Source organism: Micromonospora palythoicola (genome assembly GCF_036689795.1).
Classification (GTDB): domain Bacteria; phylum Actinomycetota; class Actinomycetes; order Mycobacteriales; family Micromonosporaceae; genus Micromonospora; species Micromonospora palythoicola.
On sequence record NZ_JBAGKI010000040.1, the window covers coordinates 1 to 22,875 of the forward strand.

A 22,875-nucleotide genomic window follows, 5' to 3' on the forward strand; every position below is an offset into this window, starting at 1 on the left:
CATGATCAACGAGGATCAGCCGGGGGTGAGGTGGGTGAGGTGGGTGAGGTGGGGGTGGAGGCGGCCGGAGACGGGGGGTCTCCGGCCGCTTTGGTGTGGGTGATTTGTTACTGCTTGAGCATGTTGTCGAGTAGCAGCGCGCAGCGGACCACGCCGAGGTGGCTGTACGCCTGCGGGTGGTTGCCCAGGCCGCGCTCGGCCAGCGGGTCGTACTGCTCGGGCAGCAGACCGGTCGGACCCGCCGTGTCGATCATCTGCAGGAACAGCTCCTCGGCGTCGGTCCGCCGGCCGGTGCGCAGGTACGCCTCGATCAGCCAGGCCGTGCAGATGTGGAAGCCGCCCTCGCGGCCGGGCAGCCCGTCGTCCCAGTGGTAGCGGTAGACGACCGGCCCACTGCGCAGATCCGCCTCGATCTTCAACACGGTGGAGAGGAAGCGGGGGTCGTCACCGGCCAGCAGTCCGGAGATCCCGATCCACAGGGACGAGGCGTCCATGTCCTCGTCGCCGTACGCGACGCTGTACGCCTCGGCGTGCTCGTGCCAGCCGTACTCCAGCACGTTGGCGCCGATCCGGTCGCGCAGTTCCACCCACTCCGGGCGGTCCTCGCCGCCGTGCTGACGCATCACGTGCAGCGCCCGGTCGACGGTCATCCAGCACATGACCTTCGAGAAGACGTGGTGCCGGGGTGGTAGGCGGGCCTCCCAGATGCCGTGATCCGGCTCGTGCCAGCGACGGCGGACCGCCTCGACCATGTTCTCCAGCACCCGCCACTCCTCGGCGCGTACCGAGCCGCGCACGTCGGCGGTGGCGGCGATCAGGTCAGCGATCGGGCCGAAGACGTCGAGCTGGAGCTGGTGGTTGGCGAGGTTGCCGACGCGTACCGGGCGGGACCCGGCGTAGCCGGGCAGGGTGTCGATGACCGCCTCGGCACCCAGCTCGAATCCGTCGACCGTGTAGAGCGGGTGCAGCCGTTCGGGATGCCCACCGGTGCGCTCCACACAGCCGTCGACCCAGCGCAGGAACGCCTCGGCCTCGGCGATCGAGCCCAGGTCGACCAGGGCCCGGGCGGTCATCGCCGCATCTCGCAGCCAGCAGTAGCGGTAGTCCCAGTTGCGTACTCCGCCCAGTTCCTCGGGCAACGAGGTGGTCGCCGCCGCCAGGATCGAGCCGGTTGCCTCGTGGCAGAGGGCGCGCAGGGTCAGCGCGCTGCGCGCGACCAGGTCCCGGGCGGTGGTCGGCAGCCGCAGCGAGGCCACCCACTCCTTCCAGGGGCGCTCGGCGGCGGCCTGCCGCTCGTGGATGGGCAGCCGGTGGTGTTCCAGGCTGTGCGTACCGAAACGCAGCTCCAGCACCACCTGGCCGCCGAGCGCGGCGAGGTCGACCACCGCCTTGGCGGTTTCGTATCCGCCGTCGTTGCCGACCTCCCACTGCACGCCGGGGGAGTAGAGCGCGACGGGTTCGTTGGAGCCGAGCACCAGCAGGCCGTCACCGAGCGGCTGGAGCTGCACGGCGACCTGGCCGAACTCCGGCCGGGGCGCGAACTCAAGACGAACCCGACCGGTGCCGGTGAGTACCCGGATCAGGGTCGAGTCACCGGAGATGATCGCCGGGCCGTCCGGCGTGGCCTTGGGGTCCGGCTTGTCCAGCCAGTCGGTGACGGTGAGCCCGGACCAACGGGTCTCCACGGTCATCGTGCCCGATCGGTAGCGCTGGCCCAGCGGGATGCCGCCCCGCTCCGGTGCGACGCTGAAATGCCCGGCCGGACTGCCACCGACCAGGTCCGCGAAGATCGCCGCCGAGTCGGGCTTGGGGTTGCACAGCCAACTGACCTTGGCGTCCGGGGTGAGCAGTGCCACCGTCCGGCCGTTGGCCAGCATCGAGTGCCGCTCGATCGGCACCGCCCGTTCACCGAACAACCAGTGCCGTCGGGTCTCCAGCAACAACCCCAGCGCCCGGGCGGCCTCGATCGGCTCGGCCACCCGGTAACCGGCCTTCGTCTCACCCGGGCCGATCTTGATGCCCACGTCCGGGCCGTGCAGGTTGCCGAAGGCGTTCTCGTCGGTCACGTCGTCGCCGATGAAGAGCACCGCGCTGGCCGAGAGCTGGGTGCGCAGCTGGTCGACGGCGGTGCCCTTGTGGGTGGCCACGACGGAGATCTCGATGACCTCCTTGCCCTGGGTGACGGTGACGTCCGGCCAGGTCGCGGGGCCGTTGCGGACCGCGTCGATGGCGGCGGCGGCGACCTGGGGATCCACCCCCCGGGTGTGTACGGCGACACTTGCCGGCTTGCGTTCCAGCCGGACACCGGGGTGGGCCGCGGCGATGTCCCGCAGGGCGTCGCGCAGCCGGGTGCGGACGGCGATCAGTTCGGGGGAGAGCCGCTCGACGAAGCCGATGTCGAATTCGGAGCCGTGGCTGCCGACCAGGTGGACCTCGCTCGGCAACCGGGAGAGGGCGGCCAGGTCGCGTAGCGCGCGGCCGGAGACGACCGCCACGGTGGTCTGCGGCAGCGCCGCCAGGGCCCGCACCGCCGCCACCGACTCCGGCAGCGGTACGGCCTTGCTGGGATCTTCCACGATCGGCGCGAGCGTGCCGTCGTAGTCGCAGGCGACCAGGAGCTGGGGTACCCGGGCGATGCGCCCGATGGCGGAGCGCAGTTCCGGGTCCATCGGGCCCGCGACGGAAGTGCTGTTCTCGTTGGACGCCGCGTTCACGCTGCCTCCATGTCGGGCACACCGAGTTCGGTGAGGAAGGACTTCGCCCAGTGCCCCACATCGTGGGTGCGCAGATGGCGTTGCATTGTCCGCATACGGCGACGAGCCTCCGGCTTCTCCACATGCACGGCCCGTAGCAGAGCGTCCTTGACCGCGTCTGGGTCGTGCGGGTTGCACAGGAACGCCTGACGCAGCTCGGTGGCGGCGCCGGCGAACTCACTGAGTACGAGTGCGCCCCCGTGGTCCGCCCTTGATGCGACGTACTCCTTGGCCACCAGGTTCATTCCGTCTCGCAGCGGAGTGACCATCATCACGTCGGCGGCGGCGTACATCGCAGCCAGTTCGGTCCGACTGTACGACTGATGCAGATAATGCACCGCCGGCACGCCAACCCGGCCGAATTCGCCATTAATCCGACCAACCTCGCGCTCAACCTTGACGCGAAGTGCCTGGTAGTGCTCCACCCGCTCGCGGCTCGGCGTGGCAACCTGCACCATAACCGCGTCGGGGACTGTCAACTTTCCGTCAGCCAGCAACTCGCGGAACGCCTTGAGGCGCAGTTCGATGCCCTTGGTGTAGTCGAGCCGGTCGACGCCGAGGATGATCGTCCGAGGATTGCCCAGCTCCTCGCGGATCTCCTTGGCCCGCGCCTGGATCGCCGGGTCGGCGGCCAACCGTTCCATCTCCTTGGTGTCGATGGAGATGGGGAACGCGCCGGCCTTGACCTGACGGCCGTCCACCTGGATCATCTGGCCCTCGTACCGCAGCCCCAACAGGTGCCGGGCGAGCCGGACGAAGTTCTGCGCGGCGAGCCGCTGCTGGAACCCGACCAGGTCGGCGCCGAGCAGGCCGCGCAGGATCTCGGTGCGGAACGGCATCTGCATGAACAGCTCGATCGGCGGGAACGGGATGTGCAGGAAGAAGCCGATCCGCAGGTCGGGGCGCAACTCCCGGAGCATCGCCGGCACCAGTTGAAGCTGGTAGTCCTGGACCCAGACCGTGGCCCCCTCGGCGGCGACCTCCGCCGCGGCCTCCGCGAACCGGGCGTTGACCAGGCGGTACGCCTCGCGCCAGCGGCGCTTGTAGGCGGGTGTCTCGACGGCGTCGTGGTAGAGCGGCCAGATCGTGGCGTTGGACTGCCCCTCGTAGTAGCGCTCCAGCTCCTCGGCGCTCAGTGGCACCGGATGCAGCCGGATGCCCTCCAGGTCGAACGGCTCTGGGGCCGCGCCGGTGCCGCCTGCCCAGCCGACCCAGGTGCCCTGGTGCTCGGCGAGAACGGGATGCAGCGCGGTGACCAGCCCGCCGGGGCTGCGTCGCCACTGCCGTCCCTCGGGTGTGCTCACCTCGTCGACCGGCAGTCGGTTCGCCACTACGACAAAGGAGCTACGGACGGTCACGATCGGCCACCTCCGGGTGCTGACGGGTCCACCGCGATGAGCGTACTGAGCGTAGCTGCGGTGTCTGTTCCCCTGTGCCGGACTCACCTACCCGTGCCGAACTCGGCGAACCCTGGACGTGATCATGTTTACAGGTGCGCTCCCGCCGCCGGTGGTCGGGGCGCTGGCCGGACCCGCCGGACACCGTCTGGCGGGGCGATGTGGGCGCGGTCCGGCGTACCTGTCAGGATTGACGACGGCGTGCGTGCGGCCGACTGCCGGCCGACGACGGCGGGCGGCGGCCCCGGCCCGCGCCCGTGGCACGCGAAATCGGCGATCGACAGCGACGGAGGAGCCCGCACCGTGGCCCAGTTCATCTACGTCCTGGACAAGGCGCGCAAGGCGCACGGCGACAAGGTCGTGCTCGACAACGTGACGCTGAACTTCCTGCCGGGCGCCAAGATCGGGGTGGTCGGTCCGAACGGCGCCGGTAAGTCCAGCCTCCTCAAGATCATGGCGGGCTGGGACCAGCCGAGCAACGGCGAGGCCCGGCTGATGCCCGGCTTCACCGTGGGAATGCTCGCGCAGGAGCCGCCGCTCAACGACGCCAAGACCGTGCTCGGCAACGTCGAGGAGGCGGTGGCGGAGACGAAGGTCAAGCTGGAGCGGTTCAACAAGATCGCCGAGCAGATGGCCACCGACTACTCCGACGAGCTGATGGAGGAGATGGGCCGGCTCCAGGAGGAGCTGGACCACGCCGACGCCTGGGACATCGACTCCAAGCTCGAACTCGCCATGGACGCGCTGCGGTGCCCGCCGCCGGACGCCGACGTGACCCAGCTCTCCGGTGGTGAGCGCCGCCGGGTCGCGCTGTGCAAGCTGCTGCTGGAGGCGCCCGACCTGCTGCTGCTCGACGAGCCCACCAACCACCTGGACGCCGAGAGCGTGCAGTGGCTGGAGCAGCACCTGGCCAAGTACGCCGGCACGGTCGTCGCCATCACCCACGACCGCTACTTCCTGGACAACGTGGCCAACTGGATCCTGGAGCTGGACCGCGGCCGGGCCTACCCGTACGAGGGCAACTACTCCACCTACCTGGAGAAGAAGGCCGCCCGGCTGGCGGTCGAGGGTCGCCGCGACGCCAAGATGAAGAAGCGCCTGGCCGACGAACTGGACTGGGTGCGCTCGAACGCCAAGGCTCGGCAGACCAAGTCCAAGGCCCGTCTCGACCGGTACGACGAGATGGCCGCTGAGGCGGAGAAGACCCGCAAGCTGGACTTCGAGGAGATCCAGATTCCGCCGGGCCCGCGCCTGGGCAACACGGTCATCGAGGCGAACGGCCTGACCAAGGGCTTCGGCGACCGGCTGCTGATCGACAACCTCTCCTTCTCGCTGCCCCGTAACGGCATCGTCGGCATCATCGGGCCGAACGGCGTCGGCAAGACCACCCTGTTCAAGGCCATCGTCGGGCTGGAGGAGCCGACCGGCGGCTCGGTCCGCGTCGGCGAGACGGTGTCACTGTCCTACGTCGACCAGAACCGGCAGGGCCTCGACGGTGACAAGACCGTCTGGGAGGTCGTCTCGGACGGGCTGGACCACCTCATGGTGGGCAAGGTCGAGATGCCCTCGCGGGCCTACATCGCGGCGTTCGGCTTCAAGGGCCCCGACCAGCAGAAGCCGACGAAGGTGCTCTCCGGCGGCGAGCGCAACCGGCTCAACCTGGCGCTGACGCTGAAGATCGGCGGCAACGTCATCCTGCTGGACGAGCCGACCAACGACCTGGATGTGGAGACCCTGTCCAGCCTGGAGAACGCGTTGCTGGAGTTTCCCGGCTGCGCCGTGGTGATCTCCCACGACCGGATGTTCCTGGACCGGGTCGCCACGCACATCCTGGCCTGGGAGGGCGACGACGAGGACCCGGCGAAGTGGTTCTGGTTCGAGGGCAACTTCGAGGCGTACGAGAAGAACAAGGTCGACCGGCTCGGCGCCGAGGCGGCCCGTCCGCACCGGGTGACGTACCGCAAGCTGACCCGGGACTGATCGGGCGATCCGTCGTGGCTGACCGGTTCGTCTACCGCTGCACGCTGCGCTGGTCCGACCTGGACGCGTACGGCCACGTCAACAACGCCCGCTTCCTCACCCTGTACGAGGAGGCCCGGGTGGCGTTGATGTTCGTCGGTGCCCGGGCGTACGGGGTGGACTCGTTCGCCGAGGGCGTGGTGATCCGCCGGCACGAGGTCGACTACCTGCGGCCGGTGGACTACGCCCTCGACCGGGCCACCGTCGAGACCGCGCCCACCGTCCGGATCGAGCTGTGGGTGGAGCAGCTGCGGGCCGCTTCGTTCACCGTCGGCTACGAGATGTACGACGGCGAGCTGCTCATCAGTCGGGCCCGCTCGGTGCTGGTGCCGTTCGACCTGGCCCAGCAGGTACCCCGGCGGTTGACTGAGCCGGAGCGGACGTTCCTGCTCGGCTACGCGGCGCAGGCGGTGTCATGAGTGTCGGACACGGCATCGTCGACAGCGCCGACGCGGGGGCGTTCCTGGCCCGGCTGGTCCGGTTGGAGCGCGCCGCCCTGGTTCGGCTGAGGCCGGCCGCTGCCGGCGCGCGTACCGCCCTCTGGGCGCGGCTGCCGTGGGAGGTGCTGGCCGTGCGCACGGTGGCCGGGGCGTGCCCTGGTGACGTGACCGTCGCCGCCGGGCAGTTGCTCGCCGAACTCGCGGCCGGCGGCGCGGACCTGCCGGCCCGGCACGACGCCCAGTGGCGGTGGGCCCTGCCGCCGGCCGTCAGTCGTCGGGTCGAGACGCTGCCGGGCGGGGAACTGCGCCGGCTGGCCGAGGCGGCGGCGGGCACCCTGCGCGCGGCGGCCGAGCACGGCGTCGGTGGGCGGGCGGTGGGGCAGCGGGTGCTGCGCGACGCCCTGCTGGACCACGTGGCGGTGGTGGTCACCCCCGACGACGAGCCTGACCGTCCGGTGGAGGTGACTCAGCGGATGGTGCAGGGTCTGGTTCGCATGGGTTTCCTCGCCGCCTCGGAGGACTCGTCAGACGCCGACGGCGTGCAGGTGCGGGCGGCTGGCCGATGGGTCGGACTGGTGGGACCGTACGGAGCCATCTGGTCGCAGAAGGCCACGGATCTTGCCGTACGGCCATCCGCGACTCATCCGAACGGCTGACCGCTACCCATCCTTCCGGTTTGGTGCTGGCGTTGGGGGGGTGCTTCGTTCCGGCTGTCCGGGTACCGTCCATCCTCGGATCCACCCACTGTAGGCGACCGGATCCGCTGGGGAGTGAGGTGCGCGAGCGATGCCGTGGTGGTCATGGCGTCCAGGTCCCGCCAGTGGCGGTGACCCGGAAACTCGAAGCAGGATCATGGTGGAAGGTACCGTCCGGGTCGGCCCGCCGGCGCCCCGCCAACCGGGCGACGACTGCCCGGCTGCGGAGCGTCCGTTGATCGCCGACATGCCAGCCACCGTCGAACAGGTCACCCTGCGCCGGATCTGCGACGCGCTGGACCTGCTCGACGTGCGTTACCTGGCCGACGGCGACGGCAACCTGCTGGCCATGTGGGAGCGGCACGCGGTGCTGGTCACCCTGGAGGGGCCGGAGGACGAGATCCTCGTGCTGCGGGCCCGGCCGCACGCGACCGTGCCGCCGGACTGGGCGGACCGCGCCTACCGGGTGGTCAACGAGTGGAATCACACCAGACGCTTCTGCAAGGCGTACGTGGGTGATCCCACCGAACGTGGGCAGTTGCCGATCTACGCCGAGTTGCAGGTGCCGCTCGCGGCCGGTGCCCACGACGCGCTGCTGGTCGAGTTGCTCGACTGCGGTGCCGCGGTGGCCACCAGCTTCGTCGACTGGCTGCACGACGAGGGCGCCCTGCTCTGACCGGGGCGGCGTCATCAGCCCCGTCGGGTGGTGGGACGGCGGTCAGCCGTGTGCCGCCGGGTCCGACATGTCGTTGACCATGAAGTACGCCGACCGCTCCAGGTAGTTCCACAGTTCCGTGGCGAGCGCCGGAGGCAGGTCGAGGTGGTCGACCGCCCGGCGCATGTGACCCAGCCAGGCGTCGCGTTCGGCGGCACCGATCCGGAACGGGGCGTGGCGCATCCGCAGCCGGGGATGGCCCCGCTGTGTCGAGTAGGTGTTCGGGCCACCCCAGTACTGCATGAGAAACAGCCGCATCCGGTCGGCGGCCGGGCCCAGATCCTCCTCCGGATACATCGGGCGCAGCAGCGGATCGGCGGCGATGCCGGCGTAGAACTCCTCGACCAGCCTGCGGAACGTGGGCTCACCGCCGACGGCGTCGAAGAAGGTGACCGCCTCGCCGTGGCCTTCGGACTCACCTGCGGGATTCACCGTTCCATCCTGCCAGGCCCGCCCCGGCGCCCGCCCGGCCGGCACCGGGTGAACGAGGGTGGCTCAGGGCACCGCGTGCCGGGGCCGGCCCGGCCCCACGTGCCCCGGACCGGATTCGTCGGAGGAACCGTCCTGCGACCCGCGGGCGGGACCGATGGTCCCGTCGGTCGCGGTGGAGGCGGCCCGGGCGATCTCGACGGAGGCGGCCACGGTCCGCTCGTCGGGCCAGCGCAGGACGACGAGCGACATCAACATCACCCCGGCGATGCTCCACAGGCCCACCACGAGCGGAATCGGAAACCGCTCGGCGAGCAACCCGGTGACCAGTACGGCCGCACCCTGGATGACCTGCACGCCGGTCGCCATGACACCGAACGCCCGGGCTCGGAAGCCGTCCGGGAGTGCCTGGACGAAGAGCCCGTTCGCCGTCGGGAGCAGTCCGGCCACCGCGAACCCGCTGACGGCGGCGAGCAGTGCCACCACCACCGGCGGCGGGTCCAGCAGTGCGGGCACCAGCGCCAGTGGGGCGATCACGGCCAGTGGCCGGAGCAGGAGCAGCCGGCGGGCCGGTGCGACGGTCCGGCCGATGATCAGCCCGCCGAGGATGAAGCCGGTCGGGGTGGCGGCCATGATCACCGCCTGCGCCAGCCCCGGGTCCATGTTCTCCCCGGCGTGTTCGTTGGCCCAGGCGGCGGCCAGTCCCTCGGGCACGATGGAGAAGAGCATGGCGCTGAAGACCAGGACGGCGATCGCGCGCAGCACCGGTGTCTGGAAGACCATCTGGAAGCCGGCGGCGGTCTCCCGGAGCAGGTGACTACGGTGAGCGCTGGTCATCGCCGGTGGCCGGTCGCGCACCCCGAGTCGGACGAGCACCGCCGACAGTGCGAACGCACCCGCGTTCATCAGCAGTGCGGCGGTGGGGTTGACCGTCGCGACGGCGGCGCCGAGCAGGTAGCCGACCACCTGGGCGGCCTGTCCCACGCTGCTGTTGACGGACAACCCGACGACGAGCCGGTCCCCGGGCAGGATCAACGGCAGCAGTGCCGACCGTGCGGCCTGACTCGGTGGATTCGCCAGCGTGGTCGCGAACAGTAGCGCCAGGATCACCGGCACCGGCATCCCCGGGACGGCGACGAGCAGCATCAGCGCCATCCGGATGAGGTCGCAGATCACCATCACCTGACGGAACCGGTGCCGCTCGGCGATCGTGGCCAACAACGGGCCGCCGACCAGCCAGGGCAGGTAGCTCACCGCGAAGGCGGCCGCCGACAGCGCCACGGACTCGGTTTCCCGATAGACCAGGAGGGTGACGGCCGCGCGGGCGACGTAGTCACCGACCCAGGTCAGCGTGTTGGCCGCGAAGACGGCCCGATACTCACGCTGGGCGAAAACCTCCCGGAAGGTGGCCGGCCCTTCCGGAGAAGGTCGCTCGTCGGACACCATCGCCTCCATCGTCCCGGTGTCTGGCCACTCGTGATGGCGGCCCGGGACCATCGTCAGGTCTGCAGATCAGCGAGGACGTGACACCGCTCGGTAAGCGTGTGCACCGGATTCTGCCCGATCGTCTGACAACTGGCTAGGGCGAACGGTTGGTTGGTCGCATCTCCGACTGAACGAACGGACGATACCCGAGGGGGTCGCTCGGCCGCGACCCCCGCCGGTCGGCTCAGGTGGCACCGCCCTGACCGGTCTCGGAGTCCGTTCGAGTAGGTAGCCCGGGGTAGAGCCGGCCTGCCGCGATCCTCGCGGTGATACCGGAGTTCTCCAGCGCCTCGGCAAGTCGACGACGCAGCTCGCGGCCCACCCCGAACTGTCCGTCGGCGGTGGTCTTCACCACCGTACGGATCACCGTGCCCTCCACCGTGACCTGCTCGACGCCCAGCACCTCCGGCGGCTCGACGATCGACGGGGCCAGCTCCGGGTCCACCGCGATCGAGGCGGCGGCGGTACGCAGCACGGCCGTCGCCTCCTCGGTACCGGCGAAACCGATCGGCAGGTCGACCACCACCAATGCCCACCCCTGGCTCTTGTTGCCTACCCGGACGATCTCGCCGTTGCGGATGTACCAGAGCACCCCTCGGGCGTCCCGGACGGTGGTGACCCGCAGTCCGACCGCCTCGACCACGCCGGAGGCCTCGCCGAGATCGACGTTGTCGCCCACCCCGTACTGATCCTCGATCAGCATGAACAACCCGGCGATCAGGTCCTTGACCAGGCTCTGCGCGCCGAAGCCGAGCGCGACGCCGGCAATGCCCGCGCTGGCGAGCAGCGGCGCCAGGTCGAAGCTGAACTCCTTGAGCACCATCAGTAGGGCGATGCCGAAGATGAACGCGGTGGTCAGGCTCCGCAGCACCGAGCCGATCGCCTCGGCGCGCTGCCGGCGACGCTCCGGGACGAACTCGCCCGGCTCGGTGGCGGCGGTCGGGATGCGCTCGCGCAGCGGGCGGAGCATGGTCGGCACCTCGGCGTCGCTGGTGGTGCGGACCAGGCGGCGGATCGTGCGGTGCACCAGCCACCGGGCGGCCAACGCCAGCAGCAGGATCATGATGATCCGTAGTGGCTTGACCAGGATCCAGAAGCTGCCCTCGGCGAACCACACCGAGTCGGTCCAGTTAAAGACGATCTTGCACAGCGTCTCGTCCAGGCACTCCGGGCTTGGCGTGTCGACCGGCTCCGGGCGGGACGGGGCGGGGGTGGGGCTGAGGCTGCTGACGGTCACCCTGTTTTCGTACCGCAACCGACGGGCGGCCCCGCCGTCGACCCACCGGTCGGTGACGCCCGGCCGGTCGGGCGGGGCGGAGGGAAAGCACCGGCGCTACCCAGGATTAGTACGTGCATTCCCGGGTCCGATCAGGGACGATTGGCGCAGCGGACGTCGGTGATCCGGCCGGCGTCGACGTGGTGTGGGGCTGTGCCCGACGCCGGTCGGCGGTGGCGAGTGGTAAGCCGTTTGACCGGAAGGGTGACGCGATGCCTGACATACGACCCACGGTGGGCTCCGGCGCGCTGGTCCTCAACGCCACCTACGAGCCGCTGTGTGTCGTGTCGGTACGTCGGGCCGCGATTCTCGTGCTCTCGGCCAAGGCGGTCTGTGTCGCCGACGGTGAGGGCATCCTGCACAGTGCCCGCAGTGCGCTGCCGGTGCCCTCGGTCGTCCGGCTCACCCGGTTCGTCCGGGTGCCCTACCGCACCCACGTGGGCCTGTCCCGGCGGGCGATCTTCGCCCGGGACGGCTGGCGGTGCGCCTACTGCCGTGGGCCGGCGGAGACCATCGACCACGTCTTCCCCCGCAGCCGCGGCGGCCGGCACGCCTGGGAGAACGTGGTCGCCGCCTGCGCCAGGTGCAACCACACGAAGGGCGACAAGACCCCGGCCGAGCTGGGCTGGCGACTGCACTCGTTGCCGACCGCCCCGAAGGGGATCGCCTGGCGCGTGCTCGGCCATCGCGCCCCCGACCCGCGCAGGGATCAAGCCTGACCGCCCGGAGCGGGTCGGGCTCCCCCGAAAACCCCCCACAGCGAGCCCTACCGGGCCTCGACAAGCGAAGCGAAGACCACCACGTTGTCCGCGTACCCCGTCTGCCCACCCACCCAGCGTCCGCCGCAGGTGATCAACCGAAGCTGCGGACGGCTGAAGTCGCCGAAGACGTCGTCCGTGGGTAGTTGTTCCTTGTCGAACCGGTCGACCCGGTCGACCTCGAAGATCGCCACCGAGCCGTCCGAGCGGGCGACCTCGACCCGGTCGCCGGCGCGCAACTGGGGCAGCTGGTGGAAGACCGCGGGTCCGGTGGTGGTGTCGACGTGCCCCACGATGACGGCCGGGCCGTACTGGCCGGGGGTGGGCCCCTGGTCGTACCAGCCGGCCTCCTGGGCCCGCTCGGCCGGCGGCGCGGCGATGCTGCCGTCGGGTGCGATGCCCACGTTGTGCACCGGGGCGGCCAGGTCGATCTTGTTGATCTCGATACCGACCGGCTCGCTCGCCGCCAGCAGCGGAAACTTCCTGGGCGGCGGTGCCAGCCCGGCGATGAACCGGTCCGGTAGCACGCTCAACCCGGTCATCCGCTCGACGCCGAGCATCGCGATGATCAGCAGCATCAGCGAGCCGATCACCAGTACCGGTAGTCCCGGACCGGAGTGACCGGAACGTCTCGTTCCCACCGCCCGGGCCGGGCGTCGCCTGGGCGGTAGCGGCGCGGCCGCGGGATCGGGCGTGGCGACGCTCGCCGAACCGGCCTGCGCGGCGACCCGGACCAGCCGGCCGGCCGCGGCGACCGTTCGCCGCCAGGCACGTCGGCCCCGACGGTCGGCACGGCGTGGACCGGGGCCCGGTTCCGGCGCGGGTACGCGGAAGCCCGCCATGGTGACGGTGGGTCAGGAACCGGCCCGGCGCCGGCTGCTGAACAGGCCGAAGACCACCGCCGCGGTCACCGTGGCGACGCCACCGAGCAGCAGCATCGACCCGGTGCCCCGGTCGGCCGTACCGCCACCACCGGTCGCCGGCCCCTTGGTGGGCTGGTCCATGTTCAGCACGGTCAGGGTGGTGCTGGCGGTCCGGCCGTTGTCGCAGCGCAGGTGCACCGGATAGTCGCCGGCCGCCTTGTTGCCGGGCACGGTGACCCAGCCGGTGAGGAAGCCGTTGTCCGGCCGGAGGTACACCCGGTCGAACGCGTCCGAGGTCACCTCGGCCTGGCGGTCGTTGGCGTTGTCGCAACTGGCCCGGATGTTCACCCGGGAGCCGGCCTGGACACTGTTCGGCGTCACCTCGACGAAGGTGTTCTCACCAGCTCTGGCGGGCGCGGTGCCGGGCAGGAGCAGCCCGGCCAGGGCGAACGCCGCGATCAGGACGAACGCCCCGAACAGTCGGGCGATGGTCGACGGGGCGTGCTGGACGCCTCCGTACGGTCGCAGACCTCGCATGATCCTCCCTCCCGGCACCGGCGTACCGGTTCCTGCTGGGGCGACCCGCGTGGCTTTCCCCCTGCTCCGGTGGCTAACCCGGCTCCCGGCGACGGGGACGGCTGTCAGCAGGGGGGCCCTCCGTAGCGGTGACCGGCTGCCAGGCGAGCGGAGTGGAGAGCACCATGGTGCTCGACGGCTGGCCGTAGGGGGCGAGACGGTCGATGACCGCCTCGAAGTCTCCGATCGAGCCGGCCGCGACCTTCAACACGCTGCACGCGTCCCCGGTGATCCGGTGGATCTCCAGGATCTCCGGCCACCGCGCGACCTCCGGATCGTGCAGGATGCACCGGGCGCCGTAACAGGACATCCGGATCAGCGCGACCACGGTGCGACCGGCCCGGGCCAGGTCGACGTGGGCGTGGTACCCGCTGATCACGCCGGTCTCCTCCAACCGGCGGACCCGCTCGGCGACCGCCGGTGGGGACAGGTGCACCCGCCGGGACAACTCGCTGAAGGACAACCGCGCGTCGGCCTGCAACTCGCGGAGCAGGGCCCAGTCCATCTCGTCCATGCCCGCGACCTTACGTCCGGCAGGTCAATGGCGGCGAGCGGCTTCCGTTCCTTAGGTCGACCACCGAAAGCGCCGTTGAACAGGCATTCCATCTGGCCAACCGCACGGGAGATCATGACTGGACGGGCGAGCCGGGAGGAGCGGACGCATGGAGCAGACGGAGCTGCGGCCCCGGACGGAGGTGCGTCCGGTCACCGCACGGCAGCGGGTGGCGCGCGCCGCCCGCAACGGCGGCGAACCGACCCTGGAGTTCGCCGAGCGGGTGCCGTACGACGCGTACGTGCAGGCCAGTACGCTGCATCGGCTGCAACAGCCGCTCAGCGCCGACCCGGGCGAGATGTCGTTCCTGATGGTCAGCCAGATCATGGAGTTGTACTTCGGCCTGACCTGTCACGAACTACGGGAGACGTCCCGGCTGCTGCGCGCCGACCGGGTGTGGGAGGCGTTGGCGCCGCTGCGCCGCGCCGCGCTGCACCTGGAAGGGCTCAACGCCGCCTGGCGGGGACTGCGCTGGATGACCCCGGCCGACTTCAACCGCTTCCGCAACCTGCTCGGCGAGGGGTCGGGCTTCCAGTCGGCGATGTATCGCCACCTGGAGTTCCTGCTCGGGCTGCGCGACCCGGCACTCATCCGCCCGTTCCGGCGGCAGACCGAGGTGTACGCCGAGCTCACCGACGCCCTGGCCACCCCGAGCGTCTGGGACGAGGTGGTCGCCCTGCTCGCCCGGCACGGTCACGACCTGCCTGCGGACCTGCTGGAGCGGGACGTGGCCACCGAACACGAGGCGCACCCCGCCGTCGAGGCGGCCTGGGTGCGGATCTACGCCGATGCCGGGCCCGACAACCACCTGCGGATGCTCGGCGAGGCGCTGACCGAGGTGGCCGAGCAGTTCGGCGACTGGCGGCACCACCACATCAAGGCGGTGCAGCGGACGATGGGTGCCAAGGTGGGCAGCGGCGGCTCCGCCGGGCTGGCGTGGCTGCAACGCAGCATGGCCCGGGTGGTCTTCCCCGAACTGTGGTCGGCCCGGACGGCGATGTGAGGCGGTTGTGACGACGATGAGCAACGACACCGAGGCCGAAGCGCTCCGCCTCGACGCGGCCGAACCGGGGCACCGGCACCTGTTCCACGTGCCGCCGGCCGACGGTGGGCGCTATCCGGAGGCCGCCTACCTGGCGGGCAACTCGCTCGGCCTGCAACCGAGGGCCACCCGCGACGAACTCCTGGCCGATCTGGACGCCTGGCGCCGGCTCGGCGTGGAGGGGCATCTGGCGGCGGAACGGCCCTGGCTGCCGTACCACGAGCTGCTGACGGCGCCGGCCGCCCGACTGGTCGGCGCCCTGCCAACGGAGACCGTGGTGATGAACTCGCTGACGGTCAACCTGCACCTGCTGATGGTCAGCTTCTACCGGCCGGCGGGCGAGCGGACCCGGATCGTCATCGAGGACAGCGCCTTCCCGTCGGACAGCTACGCGGTGCGCAGCCAGGCACGGTTCCACGGCCTCGACCCCGACACCACGGTCGTCCGGCTCACGCCGCGCCCCGGTGAGGACACCCTGCGCACCGAGGACGTCACCGGGTACCTGGCGACCGAGGGCCACACCGTGGCGCTGGTCCTGCTCGGTGGCGTCAACTACCTCACCGGCGAGCTGATGGACATCCCGGCGATCACCGCGGCGGCCCGGGCCGCCGGCGCGGTCGTCGGGTGGGACCTGGCCCACGCGGCGGGCAACGTGCCGCTGTCGTTGCACGACTGGGACGTCGACTTCGCCGCCTGGTGCTCGTACAAGTACCTCAACTCGGGGCCTGGCGCGCTGGCCGGGGTCTTCGTCCACGAACGGCACCACGGCGACGCGACGCTGCCCCGCTTCGAGGGCTGGTGGAGCACGGCGGCGGCGACCCGCTTCCAGATGGCTCCGGTCAGTCGACCACCGGCCACCGTGGAGGCGTGGCAGATCTCCAACCCGCCGATCTTCGCGATGGGGCCGGTCCGCACCTCGCTGGAACTGTTCGACTCGGTCGGCATGCCGGCGCTGCGGGCGCGTAGCCTGCGGCTCACCGGCTACCTGGAGCGGCTGCTGGACGAAGTCACCGCCGACCGGCCGCTGCGGATGATCACCCCACGTGAGCCGCGCCGGCGCGGGTGCCAGCTCTCGGTACGCATCGGTACGGGCAGCGCCAACGAGCTGACCGAACGGTTGCGCCACGAGCACGGGGTGATCGCCGACGCCCGGGAGCCGGACGTGGTCAGGTTCGCCCCGGTGCCGCTGTACTCGACGTACCACGACTGCTGGCGGGTCGCCGAGGCGTTGCGCGCGACGGTTTCGGGGGTGGCCCGGTGACCGGAGAGGGCGACGAGATCGCGGTGGTGGGCGCCGGGCTGGCCGGCTGCCTGCTGGCCTGCTTCCTGGCCCGCCGGGGCCATCCGGTGGCGCTCTACGAGCGACGCCCGGACCCGCGCGGCGGCACCCCCGAGCGGGGCCGGTCGATCAACCTGGCGCTCTCCGAACGAGGGCTCGACGCGCTGCGTCGCATCGGACTGGCCGAGCAGGTGATGACGGACGCCCTGCCGATGCGGGGCCGGATGATCCATCCGGTCGACGGGCCGACCGGATTCCAGTCGTACAGCGTCTCCGGCGATCGGGCGATCAACTCGATCAGCCGGGGTGCGTTGAACAACGCCCTGCTGGCGGCCGCCGCCAAGCTGCCGGGGGTGCGGATCGCCTTCGAGCACCGGCTGGTCGGGCTCGACCCGGCGACCGGCACGATGACCTTCCAGACCCCGCAGGGCACGGTGACCGAGGGCGCGCGGGTGGTGCTCGGCACCGACGGTGCCGGCTCGGCGGTACGCGGGCAGCTGCTCGCCCACGGCCTGGTCACCGAGAGCGTCGACTTCCTCGACTACGGCTACAAGGAACTGACGATCCCGCCGCTGGACGGCGACTTCGCCCTCGACCCGGGTGCGCTGCACATCTGGCCGCGCGGCACCTCGATGATGATCGCGCTGCCCAACCCGGACCGCTCGTTCACCTGCACCCTCTTCTGGCCCACCCACGGCACCGCGAGCTTCGCCTCGCTGGGCAGCCCGGCGGCGATCGAGCGGCACTTCGCGCAACACTATCCGGACCTGCCGCCGATCGCCCCGAACCTGGTCGACGACTACCAGCACAACCCGGTCGGCGTGCTCGGCACGGTGCGGTGCGACCCGTGGCAGGTCGACGGCCGGGTCGCCCTGCTCGGCGACGCGGCGCACGCCATCGTGCCGTTCTACGGCCAGGGCGCGAACTGCGCCTTCGAGGACGTGGTGGAGCTGGACCGCTGCCTCGACGAGTGTGCCGGGGACTGGGCTGCGGCGCTGCCGCTGTTCCAGCACCGCCGGCAGGACAACGCCGAGGCGATCGCCCGGATGGCGCTGGCCAACTTCGTGGAGATGCGCGACAAGGTCGCCTCCCCGGTCTTCCGGGCCCGCAAGCAGGTCGAGCACGCCCTGGAGCGGGCGTTGCCCGGTCGGTACGTCTCCCAGTACGAGCTGGTGTCCTTCTCCACCGTGCCGTACGCGCAGGTGCGCCGTCGGGTCCGCCGGCAGTACCAGGTGGTCGGCCTGGCGGCGGCCGGCCTGGCGGCGGTGGTCGGCGCGGCGGTGGCGTTCGGGTTGAGGAGGCGCGGATGACGCTCTGGGATCCCCGGCTGATGGCCGGGCGGGCACCGGACGGCCCGGGACTGCTGAGGAACTTCGTCGGCGGCGAGTTCGTCGACGCCGGAACCCGGTTCACCAAACGCAGCCCGGTGACCGGTGAACCGGTCTTCGAGGTGGTCGAGGCGGACAGGTCCACGGTGGACGACGCGGTGACGGCGGCCCGGGCGGCGTTGCGGGGCCCGTGGGGTCGGGCGGGGGAGCGGGAACGCGCCGAGGTGCTGTGCCGGATCGCCGCCGAGCTGGAGCGTCGTTTCGACGACCTGGTGTCCGCCGAGGTCGCCGACACCGGCAAGTCCATCTCGCAGGCCCGCACCCTGGACATCCCGCGCGGCGCGGCGAACTTCCGGGCCTTCGCGGAGATCGTGGCGACCGCGCCGACCGAGTCGTTCACCACGGTCACCCCGACCGGTGGTCGGGCGCTCAACTACGCGGTGCGCAAGCCGGTCGGCGTGGTCGCGGTCATCGTGCCGTGGAACCTGCCGCTGCTACTGCTCACCTGGAAGGTCGCCCCCGCTCTGGCCTGCGGCAACGCGGTGGTGGTCAAGCCGAGCGAGGAGACGCCGGCCTCGGCCACGCTGCTCGCCGAGGTGATGGCGGCAGCCGGGGTGCCCGACGGCGTGTTCAACCTGGTGCACGGCTTCGGACCTGGCTCGGCCGGCGAGTTCCTCACCCGCCATCCGGACGTCGACGCGATCACCTTCACCGGCGAGTCGGCCACCGGCGGCGCCATCATGCGGTCGGCCGCCGACGGGGTGAAGGCGGTCAGCTTCGAGTTGGGTGGCAAGAACGCCGGACTGGTCTTCGCCGACGCGGATCTGGACGCGGCGGTGGCCGGTTCGGTCCGGTCGAGCTTCACCAACGGCGGTCAGGTGTGCCTCTGCACCGAACGGATCTACGTGCAGCGGCCGGTGTTCGAGGAGTTCACCGCGCGGCTGGCCGAGCGTGCCGGCGAGCTGGCGTACGGTTGGCCGGCCGACGAGGCGACGGTGAACATGCCGTTGATCTCGCACGGTCATCGGGACAAGGTGCTCGGGCACTACGACCTGGCGAGGGCCGAGGGCGCCCGGGTTCTCGCCGGCGGCGGGGTGCCCCGGTTCGGCGACGCTCGCGACGGTGGCGCGTACGTGCAGCCGACGGTGCTGACCGGGCTCGGCCCGGACGCGCGGACCAACCGCGAGGAGATCTTCGGGCCGGTGGTGCACGTGGCCCCGTTCGACGACGAGGATGAGGCGTACGCCCTGGCCAACGGCACCGAGTACGGCCTGGCGGCGACCGTCTGGACCCGCGACGTGGGTCGGGCGCACCGGGCCGGTGCCCGGTTGGACGCCGGCATCGTCTGGATCAACACGTGGTTCCTGCGTGACCTGCGGACCCCGTTCGGCGGGGTGAAGGCCTCGGGCATCGGTCGGGAGGGCGGCGTGCACTCGCTGAATTTCTACTCGGAGCTGACGAACGTCTGCGTGGAGCTGTCATGAACGACGTCGAGTCGGCGGCGCGGGAGCTGGCCGAGGCCCGCGCCGGCGGTAAACCGTGTCCGCCGTTGCGTGGGCGGCTGCTGCCGGAGGGGGACGTCCAGGCCGCGTACCGGGTGCAGCAGCGCCAGGTGGGCGAGTGGCTTGCGTCCGGGCAGCGCCGGGTGGGCGCGAAGATCGGGCTGACCTCCCGGGCGGTCCAGGAGAGCTTCGGGGTGTACGAGCCGGACTTCGGAGTGCTCACCGACGCGATGGCGGTGCCCGACGGCGCCGAGGTGGCGATCGGTCGCCTGCTGCAACCCCGGGTGGAGGCGGAGGTCGCCTTCGTGCTCGGCGCCGACCTGCCCGACGACCGGATCACCACCGCGGACCTGCTGCGCGCCGTCGACCACCTGCTGCCGGCCATCGAGATCGTCGACTCCCGGATCGCCGGTTGGGACATCTCCATCGTGGACACGGTGGCCGACAACGCCTCCAGCGGCCTGTTCGTGCTCGGCACCACGCCCCGCCGGCCGGCCGAGGTCGACCTGCGGCTGTGCGGGATGGTCCTGGAACACGCCGGTGAACCGGTGTCGGTGGGGGCCGGGGCGGCCTGCCTGGGCAATCCGTTGCACGCGCTGGCCTGGCTGGCCGGTACGACGGCCCGCGCCGGTGATCCACTGCGTGCCGGTGACGTGGTGCTGTCCGGCGCGCTCGGCCCGATGGTGGCGGTGACCCCGGGCGCGGCGTACGAAGCACGCATCTCCGGTCTCGGCTCGGTGCGGACCTGTTTCAGCAAGGAGGTGCACGGATGACGGGTGTGGCGGTGATCGGGTCGGGCAACATCGGCACCGACCTGATGATCAAAGTGATGCGGCTGTCGGACTCGCTGCGGATGGTGGCGATGGCCGGTATCGACCCCGCCTCCGACGGGCTGGCCCGGGCCCGGCGGCTCGGCGTGGCGACCACCGCGCAGGGCGTCGAGGGACTCGTCGCGATGCCCGAATTCGCCGACGTGGCACTGGTCTTCGATGCCACCTCGGCGGGTGCGCACCGGCACCACGACGCCGTGCTGCGCGCGCACGGGCGGACCGTGATCGACCTGACCCCGGCGGCGATCGGCCCGTACGTCGTGCCGCCGGTCAACCTGGAGGAGCACCTGGGCGAGACCAACCTGAACATGGTCACCTGCGGCGGGCAGGCGACCGTGCCGATCGTCGCCGCGGTGCGGCGGGTCACCCCGGTCGCGTACGGGGAGATCGTCGCGTCGATCGCCTCGCGGTCGGCCGGCCCGGGTACCCGGGCCAACATCGACGAGTTCACCGAGACCACGGCCCGGGCGATCGAGGTGGTCGGCGGCGCCGAGCGAGGCAAGGCGATCATCGTGCTCAACCCGGCCGACCCACCGCTGCTGATGCGCGACACCGTCTACTGTCTCTGCCCGGACGCCGACGCCGACCGCGCCGCCATCGCCGCCTCCGTCGGCGACATGGTGGCCGGCGTGCAGGAGTACGTGCCCGGCTACCGGCTCAAGCAGGACGTGCAGTTCGACCGCGTCGACACGTACGTGCCGTCGTTGGGACGGCAGCTCACCGGGTTGCAGGTCTCGGTCTTCCTGGAGGTCTCCGGCGCCGGGCACTATCTGCCCGCGTACGCCGGGAACCTGGACATCATGACCTCGGCCGCGCTGCGTACCGCGCAGCGACTGGTCGCCCTGCGGGCGGAGGTGCTGGCCCAGTGACCGAGTTGTACATCCAGGACGTGACGTTGCGCGACGGCATGCACGCCATCGCCCACCGCTACACCGTCGACCAGGTCCGCACCATCGCCGCCGCACTGGACGCCGCCGGGGTCGCCGCGATCGAGGTGGCCCACGGTGACGGTCTGGCCGGGTCCAGCGTCAACTACGGCCACGGCGCGGCCAGCGACGCCGACTGGATCGCGGCGGCGGCCGAGGTGATGACGAGGGCGAAGCTGACGACCCTGCTGCTGCCCGGCATCGGCACCATCGCCGACCTGAAGGCCGCCCGGTCGCTCGGCGTGACGAGCGTGCGGATCGCCACCCACTGCACGGAGGCGGACATCTCCGCCCAGCACATCTCCTGGGCCCGGGAGAACGGCATGGACGTGGCCGGTTTCCTGATGATGTCGCACATGAACGACCCGGCCGGGCTGGCCGCCCAGGCGAAGCTGATGGAGTCGTACGGGGCGCACTGCGTCTACGTCACCGACTCCGGTGGCCGGCTGCTGATGTCCGACGTGGCGCAGCGCGTCGACGCGTACCGGCAGGTCCTCGAACCGAGCACGCAGATCGGCATCCACGCCCACCACAACCTGTCCCTCGGGGTGGCCAACAGCGTGATCGCCGTCGAACACGGCCGGATCGCCGGCGACGGCCCGCCCGGGTCACCGGCCGGCCGGACGGTGCGGGTGGACGCCTCCCTCGCCGGCATGGGCGCCGGTGCCGGCAACGCGCCGCTGGAGGTTTTCGTCGCGGTCGCGGAACTGCACGGCTGGCGGCACGGCTGCGACGTCTTCGCGCTGATGGACGCCGCCGACGACATCGTCCGCCCGTTGCAGGACCGGCCCGTCCAGGTCGACCGGGAGACCCTCTCCCTGGGGTACGCGGGGGTCTACTCCAGCTTCCTGCGCCACGCCGAACGGGCCTCGGCGCGCTACGGCGTGGATGTCCGGTCGATCCTGGTGGAACTGGGCCGACGCCGGATGGTCGGCGGCCAGGAAGACATGATTGTCGACGTGGCGCTGGACCTGGCCGGCAAGGAGAACTCATGATCGGGCCGGACATCGCGGGAATCGCCGAGACGCTCGGTACGGCCGCCGACACGGCCACCGCGACGGCGCAGCTCGCCGCCGAGACCGGGCTGGACGTCGACGCCGCGTACGCGGTGCAGACCGCGCTGGTGCAGCGCCGGCTGGATCGGGGGGAGCGGCTGGTCGGGCTGAAGATGGGGCTGACCAGCAAGGCGAAGATGGCCCAGGTCGGGGTGGACGAGGTGATCTGGGGCCGGCTCACCGACACCATGCGGATCCCCGACGGCGGCACGGTCGACGTGGCCGAGTTCATCCATCCCCGGGTCGAGCCGGAGGTGGCGTTCCTGCTGGACCGCCTGCCCGAGCCGGGTGAACCGGTCGGCGACTTCACCGACGCGGTGCGGGCGGTCGCTCCGGCGATCGAGCTGATCGACTCCCGGTACGCGAACTTCACCTTCTCCCTGCCGGACGTCATCGCCGACAACACGTCGGCCGGCGCGTTCGTGATCGGGCCCTGGTCACCGGTGCCGGACGGGCTGGACAACCTGGGTGTGCTGTTGGAGATCGACGGACGGTTGGCCCAGGTCGGCTCGACGGCGGCCATCCTCGGCGATCCGCGACGGGCACTGGACGAGGGCATCCGACTGGCGGGGCGGCACGGGGTGCGGCTGCGCTCGGGCTGGGTCTTCCTGGCCGGCGCGGCGACGGCTGCTGTTCCGTTGCGTGCTGGTGCTCATGTGCGGGCGGTTGTCGAGAAGCTGGGCACGGCTTCGTTGCGGAGTGCGTCGTGAGTGGTCCGGGTGTTGGGGTTCCGGGCAGCCCGACCGGCTCCGGGCGGTCAGGCTTGATCCCTGCGCCGGTCGGGCTGCCCGGAACCCCTGACGTGGTCGGGCTTGCCGCGCCGGTGCCAGGTGGGGTGAATCTGGTGTGGCCGGTGCCGGTGTCGGGTGGAATCGGTCTGGAGTGGGTGGTGTCGGTGCCGGCTGGGATGGGGGTCTGAGGTGGTTGCTGCTCGCGTGGTGGTGCCAAGTGGTT

At 71.2% G+C, this 22,875-nt stretch carries 21 protein-coding genes; 13 read left to right on the top strand and 8 right to left on the bottom strand.

The features are described from left to right. Positions 1–107 precede the first annotated feature (107 nt). Both otsB and V5O40_RS17995 read right to left on the bottom strand, forming a co-directional pair. Complete coding sequence (gene otsB / locus V5O40_RS17990) at positions 108–2,669, bottom strand: trehalose-phosphatase (protein WP_332906581.1); 2,562 nt, start codon at positions 2,667–2,669, stop codon at positions 108–110. A gap of 41 nt (positions 2,670–2,710) precedes the next feature. Then, positions 2,711–4,111 carry an alpha,alpha-trehalose-phosphate synthase (UDP-forming) gene (locus V5O40_RS17995; RefSeq protein ID WP_119579773.1) on the bottom strand — a complete coding sequence of 467 codons (1,401 nt, stop codon included), beginning with the start codon at positions 4,109–4,111 and terminating at the stop codon, positions 2,711–2,713. A gap of 342 nt (positions 4,112–4,453) precedes the next feature. Between V5O40_RS17995 and ettA the strand changes: the two genes are divergently transcribed. From ettA to V5O40_RS18015, 4 genes are all read left to right on the top strand, one after another. Further along, on the top strand, positions 4,454–6,130 hold the full coding sequence (gene ettA / locus V5O40_RS18000; RefSeq protein ID WP_332906538.1) for an energy-dependent translational throttle protein EttA: 1,677 nt from the start codon (positions 4,454–4,456) through the stop codon (positions 6,128–6,130). Between the two features lie 14 nt (positions 6,131–6,144). Beyond that, positions 6,145–6,588, top strand: coding sequence for an acyl-CoA thioesterase (locus V5O40_RS18005; RefSeq protein ID WP_332906539.1), 444 nt, complete (start codon positions 6,145–6,147; stop codon positions 6,586–6,588). Then, positions 6,585–7,265: a hypothetical protein gene (locus V5O40_RS18010; RefSeq protein WP_332906540.1), complete on the top strand. Its 681-nt coding sequence runs from the start codon at positions 6,585–6,587 to the stop codon at positions 7,263–7,265. The genes V5O40_RS18005 and V5O40_RS18010 overlap by 4 nt, the downstream gene beginning before the upstream one ends. Positions 7,266–7,395: 130 nt before the next feature. Next, positions 7,396–7,980, top strand: coding sequence for a type III secretion system chaperone family protein (locus V5O40_RS18015; RefSeq protein WP_164447459.1), 585 nt, complete (start codon positions 7,396–7,398; stop codon positions 7,978–7,980). 42 nt (positions 7,981–8,022) lie between these two features. On the opposite strand, the gene V5O40_RS18020 is transcribed toward V5O40_RS18015, so the two are convergent. From V5O40_RS18020 to V5O40_RS18030, 3 genes are all read right to left on the bottom strand, one after another. Next, entirely contained in the window at positions 8,023–8,451 is a 429-nt protein-coding gene (locus tag V5O40_RS18020) for a globin (protein ID WP_332906541.1), read from the bottom strand. 63 nt (positions 8,452–8,514) lie between these two features. Beyond that, positions 8,515–9,894, bottom strand: coding sequence for an MFS transporter (locus tag V5O40_RS18025; protein WP_332906542.1), 1,380 nt, complete (start codon positions 9,892–9,894; stop codon positions 8,515–8,517). 223 nt (positions 9,895–10,117) lie between these two features. Next, complete coding sequence (locus tag V5O40_RS18030; protein ID WP_332906543.1) at positions 10,118–11,170, bottom strand: mechanosensitive ion channel family protein; 1,053 nt, start codon at positions 11,168–11,170, stop codon at positions 10,118–10,120. Positions 11,171–11,421: 251 nt separating this feature from the next. Here V5O40_RS18030 and V5O40_RS18035 point away from each other — a divergent pair, with 251 nt between their 5' ends. Further along, positions 11,422–11,928, top strand: a complete 507-nt coding sequence (locus V5O40_RS18035) for an HNH endonuclease (RefSeq protein WP_332906544.1) — start codon at positions 11,422–11,424, stop codon at positions 11,926–11,928. A gap of 47 nt (positions 11,929–11,975) precedes the next feature. Here the strand turns inward: V5O40_RS18035 and V5O40_RS18040 are convergent, their stop codons facing one another. The 3 genes from V5O40_RS18040 to V5O40_RS18050 form a co-directional block, all read right to left on the bottom strand. Beyond that, positions 11,976–12,809 carry a class F sortase gene (locus V5O40_RS18040; RefSeq protein WP_332906545.1) on the bottom strand — a complete coding sequence of 278 codons (834 nt, stop codon included), beginning with the start codon at positions 12,807–12,809 and terminating at the stop codon, positions 11,976–11,978. Between the two features lie 12 nt (positions 12,810–12,821). Then, the gene (locus V5O40_RS18045; protein WP_332906546.1) at positions 12,822–13,367 is read right to left on the bottom strand and encodes a hypothetical protein; all 546 of its coding nucleotides are present in this window, start codon (positions 13,365–13,367) and stop codon (positions 12,822–12,824) included. A 73-nt stretch (positions 13,368–13,440) separates the two neighbouring features. Next, entirely contained in the window at positions 13,441–13,920 is a 480-nt protein-coding gene (locus V5O40_RS18050) for an Lrp/AsnC family transcriptional regulator (RefSeq protein WP_332906547.1), read from the bottom strand. Positions 13,921–14,068: 148 nt separating this feature from the next. On the opposite strand from V5O40_RS18050, the gene V5O40_RS18055 reads away from it, so the two are divergent. Genes V5O40_RS18055 through V5O40_RS18090 form a run of 8 tightly spaced genes read left to right on the top strand, consistent with a single transcriptional unit; the run spans position 14,069 to position 22,631 of the window. Further along, entirely contained in the window at positions 14,069–14,962 is an 894-nt protein-coding gene (locus V5O40_RS18055) for a tryptophan 2,3-dioxygenase (RefSeq protein WP_332906548.1), read from the top strand. A gap of 16 nt (positions 14,963–14,978) precedes the next feature. Then, positions 14,979–16,262 (top strand): kynureninase, encoded by a 1,284-nt coding sequence (gene kynU / locus V5O40_RS18060; RefSeq protein WP_332906549.1) that lies wholly within the window; start codon positions 14,979–14,981, stop codon positions 16,260–16,262. After that, a complete protein-coding gene (locus V5O40_RS18065; RefSeq protein ID WP_332906550.1) occupies positions 16,259–17,590 on the top strand; it encodes an FAD-dependent oxidoreductase in 1,332 nt (443 codons plus the stop codon). Before kynU ends, V5O40_RS18065 begins: the two co-directional genes overlap by 4 nt. Before the next feature lie 20 nt (positions 17,591–17,610). Continuing rightward, positions 17,611–19,092, top strand: coding sequence for a 2-hydroxymuconic semialdehyde dehydrogenase (locus V5O40_RS18070; RefSeq protein ID WP_332906582.1), 1,482 nt, complete (start codon positions 17,611–17,613; stop codon positions 19,090–19,092). Then, positions 19,089–19,883 carry a 2-keto-4-pentenoate hydratase gene (locus tag V5O40_RS18075; RefSeq protein ID WP_332906551.1) on the top strand — a complete coding sequence of 265 codons (795 nt, stop codon included), beginning with the start codon at positions 19,089–19,091 and terminating at the stop codon, positions 19,881–19,883. The genes V5O40_RS18070 and V5O40_RS18075 overlap by 4 nt, the downstream gene beginning before the upstream one ends. Next, the gene (locus V5O40_RS18080) at positions 19,880–20,809 is read left to right on the top strand and encodes an acetaldehyde dehydrogenase (acetylating) (protein WP_332906552.1); all 930 of its coding nucleotides are present in this window, start codon (positions 19,880–19,882) and stop codon (positions 20,807–20,809) included. Before V5O40_RS18075 ends, V5O40_RS18080 begins: the two co-directional genes overlap by 4 nt. Continuing rightward, positions 20,806–21,861, top strand: a complete 1,056-nt coding sequence (gene dmpG, locus V5O40_RS18085) for a 4-hydroxy-2-oxovalerate aldolase (RefSeq protein ID WP_332906553.1) — start codon at positions 20,806–20,808, stop codon at positions 21,859–21,861. The genes V5O40_RS18080 and dmpG overlap by 4 nt, the downstream gene beginning before the upstream one ends. After that, on the top strand, positions 21,858–22,631 hold the full coding sequence (locus V5O40_RS18090; protein ID WP_332906554.1) for a 2-keto-4-pentenoate hydratase: 774 nt from the start codon (positions 21,858–21,860) through the stop codon (positions 22,629–22,631). Before dmpG ends, V5O40_RS18090 begins: the two co-directional genes overlap by 4 nt. Positions 22,632–22,875: the final 244 nt, after the last annotated feature.

Excerpts from the sequence above, each read along its gene's own strand:
- V5O40_RS18040 (WP_332906545.1), bottom strand. The coding sequence starts at position 12,809 with ATGGCGGGCTTCCGCGTACCCGCGCCGGAACCGGGCCCCGGTCCACGC.
- V5O40_RS18070 (WP_332906582.1), top strand. The coding sequence starts at position 17,611 with ATGGCCGGGCGGGCACCGGACGGCCCGGGACTGCTGAGGAACTTCGTC.
- V5O40_RS18025 (WP_332906542.1), bottom strand. The coding sequence starts at position 9,894 with ATGGTGTCCGACGAGCGACCTTCTCCGGAAGGGCCGGCCACCTTCCGG.
- kynU (WP_332906549.1), top strand. The coding sequence starts at position 14,979 with ATGAGCAACGACACCGAGGCCGAAGCGCTCCGCCTCGACGCGGCCGAA.
- V5O40_RS18015 (WP_164447459.1), top strand. The coding sequence starts at position 7,396 with ATGCCGTGGTGGTCATGGCGTCCAGGTCCCGCCAGTGGCGGTGACCCG.
- V5O40_RS18035 (WP_332906544.1), top strand. The coding sequence starts at position 11,422 with ATGCCTGACATACGACCCACGGTGGGCTCCGGCGCGCTGGTCCTCAAC.
- V5O40_RS18080 (WP_332906552.1), top strand. The coding sequence starts at position 19,880 with ATGACGGGTGTGGCGGTGATCGGGTCGGGCAACATCGGCACCGACCTG.
- V5O40_RS18045 (WP_332906546.1), bottom strand. The coding sequence starts at position 13,367 with ATGCGAGGTCTGCGACCGTACGGAGGCGTCCAGCACGCCCCGTCGACC.
- V5O40_RS18055 (WP_332906548.1), top strand. The coding sequence starts at position 14,069 with ATGGAGCAGACGGAGCTGCGGCCCCGGACGGAGGTGCGTCCGGTCACC.
- V5O40_RS18075 (WP_332906551.1), top strand. The coding sequence starts at position 19,089 with ATGAACGACGTCGAGTCGGCGGCGCGGGAGCTGGCCGAGGCCCGCGCC.
- otsB (WP_332906581.1), bottom strand. The coding sequence starts at position 2,669 with ATGGACCCGGAACTGCGCTCCGCCATCGGGCGCATCGCCCGGGTACCC.
- V5O40_RS18010 (WP_332906540.1), top strand. The coding sequence starts at position 6,585 with ATGAGTGTCGGACACGGCATCGTCGACAGCGCCGACGCGGGGGCGTTC.
- V5O40_RS18050 (WP_332906547.1), bottom strand. The coding sequence starts at position 13,920 with ATGGACGAGATGGACTGGGCCCTGCTCCGCGAGTTGCAGGCCGACGCG.
- V5O40_RS18090 (WP_332906554.1), top strand. The coding sequence starts at position 21,858 with ATGATCGGGCCGGACATCGCGGGAATCGCCGAGACGCTCGGTACGGCC.